The 13104-nt window shown below is 71.9% G+C and carries 9 protein-coding genes; 5 read left to right on the top strand and 4 right to left on the bottom strand.

Annotated elements, in window-relative coordinates:
• Position 1: 1 nt before the first annotated feature.
• Positions 2 to 949, bottom strand: a complete 948-nt coding sequence (deoC, locus tag Cco03nite_RS18030; RefSeq protein ID WP_203693271.1) for a deoxyribose-phosphate aldolase — start codon at positions 947 to 949, stop codon at positions 2 to 4.
• A 146-nt stretch (positions 950 to 1095) separates the two neighbouring features.
• Here deoC and Cco03nite_RS18025 point away from each other — a divergent pair, with 146 nt between their 5' ends.
• Positions 1096 to 2388 (top strand): glycosyltransferase, encoded by a 1293-nt coding sequence (locus Cco03nite_RS18025; RefSeq protein ID WP_239167465.1) that lies wholly within the window; start codon positions 1096 to 1098, stop codon positions 2386 to 2388.
• 9 nt (positions 2389 to 2397) lie between these two features.
• Positions 2398 to 3030 carry a uracil phosphoribosyltransferase gene (gene upp, locus Cco03nite_RS18020; RefSeq protein ID WP_203693269.1) on the top strand — a complete coding sequence of 211 codons (633 nt, stop codon included), beginning with the start codon at positions 2398 to 2400 and terminating at the stop codon, positions 3028 to 3030.
• A 204-nt stretch (positions 3031 to 3234) separates the two neighbouring features.
• On the opposite strand, the gene Cco03nite_RS18015 is transcribed toward upp, so the two are convergent.
• Entirely contained in the window at positions 3235 to 3963 is a 729-nt protein-coding gene (locus Cco03nite_RS18015) for a class I SAM-dependent methyltransferase (RefSeq protein ID WP_203693268.1), read from the bottom strand.
• Between the two features lie 105 nt (positions 3964 to 4068).
• Between Cco03nite_RS18015 and Cco03nite_RS18010 the strand changes: the two genes are divergently transcribed.
• The gene (locus Cco03nite_RS18010; protein ID WP_203693267.1) at positions 4069 to 5898 is read left to right on the top strand and encodes a DUF6311 domain-containing protein; all 1830 of its coding nucleotides are present in this window, start codon (positions 4069 to 4071) and stop codon (positions 5896 to 5898) included.
• Between the two features lie 143 nt (positions 5899 to 6041).
• On the opposite strand, the gene Cco03nite_RS18005 is transcribed toward Cco03nite_RS18010, so the two are convergent.
• Together Cco03nite_RS18005 and Cco03nite_RS18000 are read right to left on the bottom strand one after the other, a co-directional pair.
• A complete protein-coding gene (locus Cco03nite_RS18005) occupies positions 6042 to 7715 on the bottom strand; it encodes a phospho-sugar mutase (RefSeq protein ID WP_203693266.1) in 1674 nt (557 codons plus the stop codon).
• A gap of 116 nt (positions 7716 to 7831) precedes the next feature.
• Positions 7832 to 9622, bottom strand: coding sequence for a serine/threonine-protein kinase (locus Cco03nite_RS18000; protein ID WP_203693265.1), 1791 nt, complete (start codon positions 9620 to 9622; stop codon positions 7832 to 7834).
• Between the two features lie 207 nt (positions 9623 to 9829).
• Here Cco03nite_RS18000 and Cco03nite_RS17995 point away from each other — a divergent pair, with 207 nt between their 5' ends.
• Positions 9830 to 11395: an acyl-CoA mutase large subunit family protein gene (locus Cco03nite_RS17995; RefSeq protein WP_203693264.1), complete on the top strand. Its 1566-nt coding sequence runs from the start codon at positions 9830 to 9832 to the stop codon at positions 11393 to 11395.
• Between the two features lie 409 nt (positions 11396 to 11804).
• Positions 11805 to 13067: an amidohydrolase gene (locus Cco03nite_RS17990; protein ID WP_203693263.1), complete on the top strand. Its 1263-nt coding sequence runs from the start codon at positions 11805 to 11807 to the stop codon at positions 13065 to 13067.
• Positions 13068 to 13104 lie beyond the last annotated feature (37 nt).

Genomic DNA, 13104 nt, shown 5'->3' with positions numbered 1-13104 from the left:
CTTAGTCCAGAGTGAAGTAGTCGGGGCCGCTGTAGTGGCCGGTGGCGAGCTTCGTGCGCTGCATCAGCAGGTCGTTGAGCAGCGTGGACGCGCCGAACCGGAACCAGTCCGGGTCGAGCCAGCCGTCGCCGGCGATCTCGTTGACCATGACCAGGTACTTGATGGCGTCCTTGGTGGTGCGGATGCCGCCCGCGGGCTTCACGCCGACCTTGCGGCCGGTGGTGTCGAGGAAGTCGCGCACCGCCTCCAGCATGATCAGCGTGACGGGCAGGGTGGCCGCCGGGGCGACCTTGCCGGTGGAGGTCTTGATGAAGTCGCCGCCCGCCAGCATGGCCAGCCAGGACGCGCGCCGCACGTTGTCGTACGTGACCAGCTCGCCGGTCTCCAGGATCACCTTGAGGTGGGCGCTGCCGCAGGCTTCCTTGATCGCCACGATCTCCTCGAAGACCTCCAGGTAACGCCCGGCCAGGAACGCGCCCCGGCTGATCACCATGTCGATCTCGTCAGCGCCCGCGGCGACGGCGGCCCGGGTGTCGTCCAGCTTCACCTTCAGCGGGGCCTGACCCGACGGGAAGGCCGTCGCCACGCTGGCCAGGTGGATGCCGGAGCCGCGCAGGGCCGCGGCGGCGGTCGGCACCATCGACGGGTACACGCAGATCGCCGCCACCGGCGGGCAGGTCGGGTCGCCCGGGTCGGGCTGCCGGGCCTTCGCGCACAGCGCCCGGACCTTGCCCGGGGTGTCCGCGCCCTCCAGCGTGGTCAGGTCCACCATCCGGATGGCGAGGTCGATCGCCCAGGCCTTGGCGGTCGTCTTGATCGAGCGGGTGCCCAGGCCCGCGGCGCGCGCGTCCGCGCCGACCCGGTCGACGCCGGGCAGGCCGTGCAGGAACGTCCGCAGCGCCGCGTCAGAGCGCGTGACCTCGGACAACGGTGAGATGGTGGCCGTCATGCCGCGAAGTCTACGCGGTCTCATGAATATCGATCTTGTCCACGTCGTGGGATCGGCGGATCGGTGGCCGCCGTCACCACATCCGCCCGCCATGCCGCGTTAACGCCACATCAACGCTGGTCACCGACCGTCTTGGTGTGCGCATCATGCACTTCACCGACACGTACCTGCCGCGCCGCGACGGAGTAGTCACGTCGCTGCGCACGCTGCGCGCGGCTCAGGCCGCCGCCGGACACGACGTGCACTGCGTCGTCCCGGCCCACGGGGACCAGGAGGACGAGCCTGGCCTGCTGCGGCTGCCGGCGCTCGCCTGCGGTGTCGCCGACCTGCGGCTCGCCCGCTGGGCGCTGTGCGCCCGGGGCACCCGTGAGCAGCTCGTCGCCGACCTCGCCGGATATCGGCCCGACGTGGTCCACGTGCACACACCCGGCCCGGCCGGGCTGCTCGGCGTGCTGCTGGCCGCCCGGCTCGGCGTGCCGCTGGTGCAGACGTACCACACCGACCTGCACGCCTACGCCGACGCGTACCGGGTGCCCGGCTGGGCGCTGCGGCTGCTGCTGCGCCTGTACGCGGGGCGGCTCGGGGTGCCCGCGGCGCTCGCCGGCGGGCGCGCCGCGGTGCTCAGCGAAGGCAACCGGCTGCTGCTCGGTGAGGCCCGCGCGGTCGTCGTGCCGACCCGGGCCGTGCTCGACCGGGTCGCGCTGCCGGTGTCCCCGGCGCGGATGGCGCTGATCCCCACCGGGGTGGGGGAGCGCCCGGCGTCCCGGGCCGAGGCCGGCGCGTTCCGGACCGGGCATGGCATCGGGCCGAAGGACCCGGTGGTGCTGTTCGTCGGCCGGGTCAACCGGGAGAAGGGCGTCGACCTGCTGGTCCCGGCGTTCGCCCGGGTGCTCGCGGCGTCGCCGAAAGCCCGGCTGGTGCTGGTCGGCGCGGTCTACGAGCGCCGCTGGCTGGCCCGGCTGCTGCGCGCGGCCGGACCCGGGGTCGCCGACCGGGTGGTGCTGACCGGGCAGCAGCCCCCGCACGTGGTCGCCGCCGCGTACGCGGCCGCGGACGTGTTCGCCTTCCCGTCGCGTACCGACACGCAGGCCCTGGTGCTGCAGGAGGCCGCGCTCGCCGGGCTGCCCGCGGTGCTGGCCGACCCGTCCCTGCACCGCTACGGCACCCTCGACGGCAACGCCCTGCTGGCCGACCCGGACCCGGTCTCGTTCGGCGACGCGGTGCTGAAACTGCTCACCGACCGCCGCGCCGCCCGCCGCCTCGGCGCGGCCGCGCGGGCCTGCGCCGCCGGGCACACCCCCCAGCGGTACGCCGAAGCGATGCACGCGGTCTACGCCGCCGCCCAGGCGCTGGACGAATGCCCGCAAGTGGCGCCTACACCACGGCGCTGGAACCCCGCGACACCGGTTGGCACGACGCGGGCGGCTACGGGCGGGTAGTTTCACGTCGTGGACGTACTCGTCGTTGATCATCCGTTGGCCCAGGCCCGCCTCACCGCCATGCGCGACTCCCGCACCGACTCGGCCAGCTTCCGGGCCGCGTTGCACGAGCTCACCACCATGCTGGCGTACGAGGCCACCCGTACCTTCAAGGCCGACACGTTCCCGGTCGAGACCCCGGTCGCGACCGCCGTCGGCACCCGCCTGGCGAACCCGCCGCTGCTGGTGCCGGTGCTGCGCGCCGGGCTCGGCATGGCCGACGCCGCGCTGAGCCTGCTGCCCGAGTCCTCGATGGGCTTCGTGGGCCTGGCCCGCGACGAGCACACCTTCGAGCCGCGGGCCTACATGGAGTCCCTGCCCGGCGACCTCACCGGCAAGCCGGTCCTGGTCCTCGACCCGATGCTGGCCACCGGCGGCTCGCTGGAGCACTGCTGCCGCCTGCTCGCCGACCGCGGCTGCACCGACATCGTGGTGCTCTGCGTCCTGGCCGCCCCCGCCGGCATCGACCGCCTTCGCAACTCCGGCCTCCCGTTGCGCCTGGTCACCGCCTCCATCGACGACCACCTCAACGACAACATGTTCATCGTCCCCGGCCTCGGCGACGCCGGCGACCGCCAATTCGGCGGCATGCCCCGCTTCTGACCCACCCCCGCCGGCCTGCCGCCCCCTGCGGGTTGATCATGAACTTATGGCACGGTTCGACGGTGTGTCACCGCCACAAGTTCATGATCCCCCGTGTGCCCGGATCCGCGCGTCTGCGGCGAGCCGCTACTCGATCATGAAGTTGTGGCCATGACGCGCCGCTGAGCCGTGCCATAAGTTCATGATCAACCCGGTGGGGTGGGGTCAGGGGCGGCGGAGGACGGCCAGGATGGATTGGCCGAAGGGTGGGCGGAGGCGGGATTCGAGGCGGCGGGTGATCGGGGTGACGACGGAGTCGTACACGCGCATCATGAGGCCGCCCTTGGGGGACATGCCGAGCAGGCGCGCGGTGATGAAGTAGCAGATGAAGCCGAGCGAGTTGACGTACTCCATGCGCTCGACGGTCAGGCCGGCCGCGACGGCGGCGTCGGTGAGGGAGCGGCGGGTGTAGCGCCGCCAGTGGCCGGTGGCGACGTCGACCTTGCTCATCGCGATCGGGAACGCGGGCACCACCAGCACCATCGGGGCGCCGGGCTGGATCAGCCGGGCCATGCTGCGCAGCGCCGCGACGTCGTCCTCGATGTGCTCCAGGACGTTGTAGCTGACCAGGGCCGTGTGGTCGCCGGAGGAGTCGGTGGGCAGCAGCATCTCGCGCGCCTCCACCCGGCGGTCGTCGGCGAAGCGCTGCTTGAGTTCGACCAGCCGCTCCGGGTCGGCCTCGGTGGCGGTGAAGCGGTCCACGTACGGCAGCCACTCCAGCAGGTAGTCCCCGAGCCCGCTGCCGATCTCGATCGGGTGCGCGCCGAGATACGGGGTGGCCATGCCCGCGAACCAGGTGCGGTGGTTCGCTGCCTCGGCGAGGCTCTCCAGCACCGCGGCCTGGATCTTCTGGTCCCCGGTGAGCAGGCTCGGCTCCGTGGCGTACGTCGTCATCGATTGCATCCGTCCGATAGCTGCAACGAGAAATTAATTCCTGTTTTTCCCTGTCATTCAGGGCTAATCCGGACAGATTACCTAAATGCCGTAGATTCGACGCTCGTGAAGACCGAAATTCAGGAGTGGCACCGGGCACGGCCCACCCCCGCCGACCGCCCCCGCCGCGGCAAAACGCACACTGAGCAGCCAAAACGCTTCAACGTGAACGTCGTGGCCGGGGTGGGGTTCCTGGTCGCGGCCGTGTTCGTGACGTCCGGGCTGTGGAAGGACGGATCGCGCGCACTGCTCTCGGCGAACATCGCCGACCAGGTCTTCTTCCAGTTCGTGCTGCGCCACGGCCTCGACGTGCTGACCGGCGACGCCGCTCCGTTCTTCACCACGCAGATGAACGCCCCGCACGGGGTCAACCTGATGGCGAACACGGTGGTCCTCGGCCTGGGCATCCCGCTCGCACCGGTCACCGCGATCTGGGGTCCGCAGATCAGCCTCGCGGTGCTGCTGGTGCTGGGCCTGGCCGGCACCGCCGCCGCCTGGTACTGGTTCCTGCTGCGGCACGTCACCACCTCGGCGGCGGCCGCCGCGGTGGGTGCGGCGCTGTGCGGCTTCGGACCCGGCATGATCAGCCAGGCGAACGCGCACCCGAACTGGACCGCCCAGTTCCTGGTGCCGTTCCTGGTGCACCAGGCACTGCGCATGGGCGAGCCGGGCCGCTGGCTGCGCAACGGCGTCGTGCTGGGGCTGCTGGTGACCGTCCAGGCGTTCGTCAACGAGGAGGTCCTGCTCTACACGGCACTGGCCTGCGGGGTCTTCCTCGCCGCGTACGCCGTGGCGACCTGGCCCGCGCAGCGGGCGGCGATCCGCCCCGTGCTGGCCACGGCCGGGGTCGCCGGGCTGGTGGGGGGCGCGCTGCTGGCGTACCCCCTGTGGTCGCAGTTCTTCGGCCCGCAGAGCTTCCGCGGCCTGCCGACCGGCGCCTCGGCCTACGGCGCGGACCTGGCCAGTTTCGCCGCCTTTCCGCGGCTGTCGCTGGGCGGCAACGTCGACGCGGTCCGGCTGCTCGCGCCGAACGCCGCCGAGGAGAACACGTTCCTCGGCTGGCCGCTGCTGGCGGTGCTGGCCCTGGCCGTGGCGGGCTGGCTGTGGCAGCGCGCGCTGGTCCGGGCGCTGCTGGCGACCGGCGCCGTGTTCGCGCTCTTCGCCATGGGCAAGCAGGTGTTCGCGGGCGGCGAGCGCACCGCGCTACCCGGCCTGTGGCGGCCGCTGGGTCAGCTGCCGCTGCTGGAGTCGGTGGTGCCGGTGCGGTTCGGGCTGGTGCTGCTGCCGGTGGCCGGGGCGCTGCTCGCGCTGGCGATCGAGGCCGTCGGACGGCTGCCGCACCGGTCGGCCGGTGAACTGCCGGTGCGGCGGCTGGCGTACGCCCTGGTCGTGCTCGCGCTGGTGCCGCTGCTGCCATTGCCGCTGCTGACGCACCGCGGGTTGCCGGTGCCGCGGTTCATCACCGAAGGGACCTGGCGGGCGTACGTCCCGGCCGGCCGCACCCTGGTCACGGTGCCGGTGACCAGCAACAAGCACAGCGACGGCATGCACTGGTGGGCGCAGTCGGGGGCGGACTACGCGTTCGCGGGCGGCTACTTCATCGGGCCGGGCCGCGAGCCGGGGACCGCCGTGTTCGGGCCGCCACCGCGCCCCACCGATCTGCTGCTGGCCGCGGTCGCCGAAGGTGCGAGAGCGCCCCGGGTCACCGCGCGGATGCGCAACGGGCTGATCGCCGACCTGCGGTTCTGGCGGGCCGGCGCGCTGGTGCTGTCCGATCGCGAGCCACGCGCCGAGGTGCTGCGCAAGCTGGTCAACGACCTGATGGACACCGATGGCGTACGCACCGGCGGCGTCACCGTCTGGGACGTCGGTCCACTGATCGCCCCGTCGGCCTGAGGCCGCGTCCGGCCGCGCCGCCGCCGCCCGCCAGCGCGCTCGGATCGCATCCATAAGCCCAGGTCAGCGGTCTGAGATGTTAATAAGGGCACCTTCTTAACGCGGAGCGTCAAGAAGGTGCCCTTCCTTCGTCCGGGGTCTCGCTACGGGCTGACGGACCAGATGCCGAGAGCAGCGGCCACCTCGGTGCGCAGGGCGCGGATGGTGGCGGCGGCGCGGCCGCGGGCCGAGGCGACGTCGCCCTCGGCGACCGGCTCGACCACCTCCAGGTACGCCTTGAGCTTCGGCTCGGTGCCGGACGGGCGGACCACCACCCGGGCGGTCTCGGTGCGCAGGATGACCACGTCGGCGGCCGACTCGGCGGGGCGGTCGAGCAGGTCCTCGGTGGAGGTGACCGGCTCGTCGAGCAGCGAGGTCGGCAGCTTGGCGCGCAGGTGGGCCATCATCGCGCCGATCTCGGCCAGGTCGTCCACCCGCACCGAGAGCTGGTCGGTGACGTACAGACCGAACTCGGCGGCCAGCTCGTCCAGCCGGTCGGTGAGGGTGCGCAGTTCCGCCTTCAGGCCGGCGGCCAGCTCGGCGACGAGCAGCGCCGCCGTGATGCCGTCCTTGTCGCGGACCATGCCCGGCGCGACGCAGATGCCCAGTGCCTCCTCGTAGCCGTAGGCGAGGTCGGGCGCGGCGCGGGCGAGCCACTTGAACCCGGTGAGGGTCTCGGCGTAACCGACGCCGCGCTTGGCGGCCATGGCCCGCAGCAGCGACGACGAGACGATCGTGGTGGCGTACGTGCCGGTGCGGCCCAGCCGCATCAGGTGGTCGGCGAGCAGCACGCCGACCTCGTCGCCGCGCAGCGCGCGCCAGCCGTTGCCGTCGCCGACCGGCACCGCGACGGCGCAGCGGTCCGCGTCGGGGTCGTTGGCGATGACGATGTCGGCGCGACGCTCGGCCGCCAGCGCGAGGACCAGGTCCATCGCGCCCGGCTCCTCCGGGTTCGGGAACGCCACGGTCGGGAACGCGCCGTCCGGCTCGGCCTGCGCGGGCACGATCGCGGGCAGCGCGAACCCGGCGCGCAGGAACGCGTCGCCGAGCACCTTGCCGCCGACGCCGTGCAGCGGCGTGTACGCCACCGCCAGATCCTTGGGCTGGTCGTCCTGCACCACCGCGGCGGCCGCCGTCAGGTACGAGTCCACGATGTCGTCACCGAGCACGGTGCCCGGGTGGCCGAGCGGCACCTCGGACAGCAGCTTGACCGCGCGGATCTCCGCCTCGATCTCCTGGTCGGCCGGGGGCACGATCTGCGCCCCCGCGCCGAGCGGGCCGCCCAGGTGCTCACCCAGGTAGACCTTGTAGCCGTTGTCCTGGGGCGGGTTGTGCGAGGCGGTGACCATCACGCCCGCGACCGCGTCCATGGCCCGCACCGCGTACGCGAGCACCGGCGTGGGCAGCGGGCGCGGCATCAGGGCGGCGCGCATCCCGGAGCCGGTCGCGACCCGGGCGGTCTCCAGCGCGAACTCGTGCGAGCCGCGGCGCGCGTCGTAGCCGATGACCAGCAGGCCGCCGGGTTCGTGGCGGGTGAGCCAGGTGACCAGACCGGCGGCGGCCTGGCGCACCACGGCCAGGTTCATGCCGTTCGGCCCGGCCCGCAGCGGCCCGCGCAGGCCGGCGGTGCCGAACGTCAGCGGTCCGCTGAACCGGTCGGCGAGCTCCGCCTCCGTGCCCGGCAGGGCGTCCAGCAGCTGCTGGAGCTCCTGACGGGAGTCGGGGTCAGGGTCCTGAGCGATCCAGTGGCGTACACGATCGGCGAACATGTCGGTCATGCCGAAACCCCGCTTCGCGTGCTTCCGGCATGTCTCGTCACCTGGCTGGGTCGCTCGCTTCGCTCGCTCATCGGTGTTTCATAACACGCGCACCGACCGCTTGCTCGGCGAACCTCTCAGGTAGTGATCGTGAACGAGTCGATCGCCTGGTCGAAGAACGCCTTGTCCTGGGCGAACGAGTCCTCCCAGGTCGACAGGTAGATGTGGAACGCCGTGCCGCCCTCGACCCCGATCCGCCAGATCGCGTGCCGCGGGTTCTTGTTGGGCGGGGTGCACTGGTATTCCAGCTGCGCGGCGGTCTCCAGCGTGCCGAGCTTCTGGTCGCTGAGCTCGACCCGCTGGTAGGTGTCCTTCTGGCAGCGGTCTTCCTTCTTGAAGTTCTTCTCCGCGCCTTCCAGCTCCCGGGTCGGGTTGCCGCCCGACTTGTAGACGTTGATGCGCAGCCAGCGTTCCTTGTCGTTGGGGTCGCGGTAGTCGATGTAGCTGCCCGACTTGGCCGGGGTCCAGCCCTCGGGGACCAGCACCGTGACGTTCTTGAAGGTCACCCGCTGCATGCCCTCGGGCACCTGCGCGGAGGCGGACGAGGCCGCGGGGGCGCTCGGCGAGGCGCCGATCGCGGCGTCGGGCGTTTTCTCGCCGTCGCCGCCCATCACGGCCCAGGCCACGCCGGTGACCACGAGCACGCCCGCGAGACCCGCGCCGACGGCCAGGCGCAGCTTCTTCGGCAGGGCCTTGACCTGGCCGACCACGCCGTCCAGCGCGGACGGGCCGGCCTTGGCGGTCTTGGGCGGGAGGGTCTGCAGGGCGCCGGTCGGCGCGGGGTGCGCCCCGGTGGGCATGTCCAGCGGGTCGGGAGCGTTCGGCCGGGTGCGGCCGCCCGCCCGGGAGGAGGGCATCTCGCCGGTGTGCAGCAGCGCCCGGCCACCGATCTCCTTGGCGGGGCGCTCGGGCTGCGCCGGGGTGACCCACGCGGTGGTGGCGGGCTGCGGCGCGACGACCGCCCACGGGTCGGTGACGTGCTGCGGCACGGCGTTCTGGGCCAGCGGGCCGGCCAGCAGCTCGCGCAGCGTGGCGCGGGCGGTGGCGACGTCCCAGCGCCGGTCCGGGTCCTTCTCCATGAGGCCGTACAGCACCTCGCGCAGCGGGCCGCAGCGCTGCGGCGGGACCGGCTCCTCCTCGACCACGGCGTGCATGGTGGCCAGCGGGTCGCCCTTGTCGAACGGCGGGCGGCCCTCGACGGCGGTGTACATGGTCACGCCGAGCGAGAACAGGTCGCTGGGCGGGCCGAAGCGGTGGCCCAGCGCGCGCTCGGGGGAGATGAAGTGGGGCGAGCCCAGCACCATGCCCGGCGTGGTCAGCTGCACGTCGGTCGGCAGCTTGGCCACGCCGAAGTCGGTGAGCACGCAGCGGCCGTCCTTGGTGATCAGGACGTTGGCCGGCTTGACGTCGCGGTGCAGCACGCCCGCGGCGTGCGCCACCTCCAGTGCGCCCAGCAGCGCGATGCCGATCTTCGCGACCGCGCGGGGGGCCAGCGGGCCGTCCTCGATCACCATGTCGGCCAGGCCGCGCGCGTCGAGCAGCTCCATCACGATCCAGGGCCGGCCGCCCTCGGTGACCACGTCGAAGACCTGGACGACGCTCGGGTGCGACAGGCTGGCCGCGGCGCGGGCCTCACGCAGGGTGCGCTCGTACATCGAGGCGGCGTCGCTGGCGGCCAGGCCCGGCGGCAGCACGACCTCCTTGACGGCGACCTCGCGGCGCAGCACGGTGTCGGCGGCACGCCAGACGGTGCCCATACCGCCGTGCCCGATCGCGGTGCGGAGTGAATAGCGTCCGCCGATGACGGTGCCCGGAGCCGCGCGGCCCGAAGAGGGATTGCCGCTCCAGGTGGATGCATGGGTGGTCACTGCTGATGCCGCCAAAGGAGAGGGGACGATGGCAAAGGGGAATGGGTCAGTCTCCCCTATCCTGTACGACACCGCGCCGCAGGGAAAGCCGTGGGCGGGTTCTGGGACCGAATTTCACGGTTCCGTCCCCTTGCCATCACCCTCGGTGTACGTGATGTGCGTTATCCCTCACCCCGGGAGACGGCCGGGACGCCTAACATCCCGGGTATGAACGAGCGTTCACCGCGGCGTAGCGAGTCCGGCTTCCCGATCGAGCCCGTCTACGGCCCGGCCGACGGCGAGAAGCCCGGTCAGTACCCCTTCACCCGGGGTGTGTACCCGACCATGTACACCTCGCGCCCGTGGACCATGCGCCAGTACGCCGGCTTCGGCACGGCGGTGGAGTCCAACGCTCGCTACCACCAGCTGCTCAACGCGGGCACCATGGGCCTGTCCGTGGCGTTCGACCTGCCCACCCAGATGGGCTACGACTCCGACGAGCCGATCGCGCACGGCGAGGTCGGCAAGGTGGGCGTCGCGATCGACTCGATCGAGGACATGCGGCTGCTGTTCAAGGACATCCCGCTGGACAAGGTGTCCACCTCGATGACGATCAACGCGCCGGGCAGCGTGCTGCTGCTGCTCTACCAGCTGGTCGCCGAGGAGCAGGGGGTGCCGGGCGACAAACTCAACGGCACCATCCAGAACGACATCCTCAAGGAGTACATCGCGCGCGGGACGTACATCTTCCCGCCCAAGCCGTCGCTGCGCCTGGTCGCCGACACGTTCGCCTACTGCCGGACCGAGATCCCCAAGTGGAACACCATCTCGATCTCCGGCTACCACATGGCCGAGGCGGGCGCGACGCCGGTGCAGGAGATCGCGTTCACGCTGGCCGACGGCATCGAGTACGTGCGCGCCGCCGTCGCCGCGGGCCTGGACGTGGACGCGTTCGCCCCGCGCCTGTCGTTCTTCTTCGTCGCCCGCACCACGCTGCTGGAGGAGGTCGCGAAGTTCCGCGCCGCCCGCCGGATCTGGGCGAAGGTGATGCGCGAGGAGTTCGGGGCCAAGGACCCCAAGTCGTGGATGCTGCGCTTCCACACCCAGACCGCGGGTGTGCAGCTCACCGCCCAGCAGCCCGAGGTCAACCTGGTCCGGGTCACCGCGCAGGCGCTTGGCGCGATCATGGGCGGCACCCAGTCGCTGCACACCAACTCCTACGACGAGGCCATCGCGCTGCCCACCGAGAAGGCGGCCCGGCTGGCCCTGCGCACCCAGCAGGTGCTGGCGTACGAGACCGACCTGACCGCCACCGTGGACCCGTTCGCGGGCTCGTACGTGGTCGAGGCGATGACCGACGAGATCGAGGCCGAGGCGCGGGCGCTGATCGACCGGGTGTTCGAGTACGGCTCGGCCGTCGACGCCATCGAGGCCGGCTTCCAGAAGCGCGAGATCGAGTCCTCGGCGTACCGGACCGCGCTGGAGATCGACTCCCGCGAGCGCGTGGTGGTGGGCCTGAACCGGTTCACCATCGACGTCGAGGAGCCGTACGAGCCGCTGCGCGTCGACCCGGCGATCGAGGCCGACCAGGCCGCCCGCCTGGCCCGCCTGCGCGCCGAGCGCGACAGCGACGCCGTCGACGCCGCCCTGGACAAACTCCGCGCCGCCGCCCATGGCACCGAGAACGTCCTGTACCCCATGCGCGAGGCCCTGCGCCTGCGCGCCACCGTCGGTGAGGTCTGCCACGCCCTCCGCACCGTCTGGGGCACCCACACCCCCCGCGAAACCTTCTGACCCACCCCCTCACCCACCCCGACGGCCGACCCCCGCCGGGGTGGTGCCGTTTTCCTGGTTGATCATGAACTTATGGCACGGTTCGGCGGTGTTTCCTGTCCACAGGTTCCTGATCGACTCGGCCGTGCGGTCCCCCTTGCGGGGCAACGGAATCGGCGCGCACCGAATGTGCGACGGAAATATGGACCGTGATGTCAGTCTCCCGTGTTGCGTGACCCGGCACGTCGTCACCCGTTGTAGGAGGTGAGGACACTTGCCATCGAGGGTCCTGCACGCTTGCTAAGGCTCCGACCTGCTCGAATGTGACTCTGAGCAACCCAACTACTACAAAGATGTAGTTGCGCAGAGTCACCGGTGCAGGGCTAGGCTGGACGCTGTTTATCCCATCGACCGAGATCGAGAATCTGCCGTGACGAGTGCGCTGGCGCTGCCCAAGAGCAGCTTGCTGACGTCGTCCATGGTGTCCGAGATCATGTCGGACACCGATCCGCTACCTGGCCGGCTCGACCGCTGGCTCGCCGCGCACGGCGCGGACCTGGTAGCGGTACGACGTCACCTTCACGCGCACCCGGAACTCTCGCACCAGGAGTTCGAGACCGCCGCACTGGTCGCCCGCGAGCTCGCGGCCGCCGGCCTGCAGCCGAAGTTCCTGCCCCGCGGCAACGGCGTGATGTGCGACATCGGCGAGGGCGACCGCGTCATCGCGCTGCGCGCCGACCTCGACGCGCTGCCGCTGCCGGACACCAAGGACGTGCCGTACCGCTCGACGGTCGCCAACGCGGCCCACGCCTGCGGCCATGACGTGCACACCACGGTGCTGCTCGGGGTCGGCCTGGCGCTGGCTCAGCTGGAGCAGCAGGGCGGCATCGGCGGCCGGGTGCGGTTGATCTTCCAGCCCGCCGAGGAGTCGATCAATTCGGGCGCGCCCGAGATGATCTCCGCGGGCGCGCTGAAGGACGTCGCGGCGATCTACGCGCTGCACTGCGCGCCACAGCTGCCGGTGGGCATCGTGGGTGTGCGCTCCGGCGCCATCACCGCCGCCTGCGACGCGGTCGAGGTGCGGCTGAGCGGCAAGGGCGGCCACACCGCCCGCCCGCACCTCACCGCCGACCTGGTGTACGCGCTGGGCCGGGTGGTGACGGAGGTGCCCGCGCTGCTGGGCCGCCGGGTCGACCCGCGGGCCGGGCTGTCCATGGTCTTCGGCTCGATCCACGCCGGCGAGGCCTCCAACGCCATCCCGAACGAGGGCAGCGCCAAGGGCACCATCCGGGTGCTCAACCGCGACGCCTGGCGTGAGGCCCCCGACCTGGTCACCCAGCTCATCAAGGACGTGGTCGCCGGTACGGGCGCGAAGGCCGACGTGCGCTACACCCGCGGCGTGCCCCCGGTGATCAATGACCGGATGGCCTCCGCGGTGATCGCGGGCGCGGCCGGCGCGGCGCTGGGCGCGGAGCGGGTCGTCGAGGCCGAGATCAGCATGGGCGGCGAGGACTTCGCGTTCTACCTCGAGCACGTGCCCGGCGCGATGATCCGCCTGGGCACCGGCATCCCCGGCGCGGCCCCGCTGGACATCCACCAGTCCGCCTTCGACGTCGACGAGCGCGCCATCGGCTACGGCGTACGCACCATGGTCCACACCGCCCTGGCCGCCCTCGCCTCCCCCTCCTTCTGACCGGGCAACCGCCCGGCGCGCCGCGCGCCTGACCTCG

The sequence above is a fragment of the Catellatospora coxensis genome (assembly GCF_016862635.1).
GTDB classification, from domain to species: Bacteria; Actinomycetota; Actinomycetes; order Mycobacteriales; family Micromonosporaceae; genus Catellatospora; species Catellatospora coxensis.
Note: the sequence above shows the minus strand (reverse complement) of the source record. Positions and strands in the feature narration are given on the sequence as shown.

Coding starts and splice junctions, on each gene's coding strand:
- deoC (WP_203693271.1), bottom strand. CDS start 949: ATGACGGCCACCATCTCACCGTTGTCCGAGGTCACGCGCTCTGACGCG.
- Cco03nite_RS17995 (WP_203693264.1), top strand. CDS start 9,830: ATGAACGAGCGTTCACCGCGGCGTAGCGAGTCCGGCTTCCCGATCGAG.
- Cco03nite_RS18015 (WP_203693268.1), bottom strand. CDS start 3,963: ATGACGACGTACGCCACGGAGCCGAGCCTGCTCACCGGGGACCAGAAG.
- Cco03nite_RS18025 (WP_239167465.1), top strand. CDS start 1,096: ATGCACTTCACCGACACGTACCTGCCGCGCCGCGACGGAGTAGTCACG.
- Cco03nite_RS18005 (WP_203693266.1), bottom strand. CDS start 7,715: ATGACCGACATGTTCGCCGATCGTGTACGCCACTGGATCGCTCAGGAC.